The following is a 380-nucleotide window of genomic DNA, read 5'->3' as shown; positions in this document are numbered from 1 at the left end:
GCCGTGAAGGCGAGCGTCGCCCCCGCGTTTCCGATATCGGTTACCGTCAGATACTGGACAACCGCCGCCAGACTTGCGGTGGAGGTGACTGTCAGTGGTGCGGTAAAGGTGTCGGTTCCGAAGAAGCTTGCAACGCCGTTCGTGACCGAATGGGACTGAACCGTGTCGCCGCCAATCGTCAGCGTGGAATTCCCGCCATTGACGTTGCCGCCGGTCGCAGCCACCAGAGTGCCTGGCAGGGACAGTTTGTCAGTGCCGGCGACGAAGTCCATAATGACGTCATAGCCGGAAATCGTGCCGGCATTGCCCGATCCGCCTATGACAGGCGTCGAGTCGCCAGCCCCGATCACGAAGGTGTCGGCGCCGATGCCGCCGGTCAT

At 62.4% G+C, this 380-nt stretch carries 1 protein-coding gene; it reads right to left on the bottom strand.

Translation table 11 applies throughout. The features are described 5' to 3' along the window. The coding region (locus tag EN804_RS37535) for a hypothetical protein (protein ID WP_210237385.1) at positions 1–380 on the bottom strand (380 nt) is incomplete at both ends.

The organism is Mesorhizobium sp. M8A.F.Ca.ET.161.01.1.1, assembly GCF_004792105.1.
In the GTDB taxonomy this organism is placed as follows: domain Bacteria; phylum Pseudomonadota; class Alphaproteobacteria; order Rhizobiales; family Rhizobiaceae; genus Mesorhizobium.
Note: the sequence above shows the minus strand (reverse complement) of the source record. Positions and strands in the feature narration are given on the sequence as shown.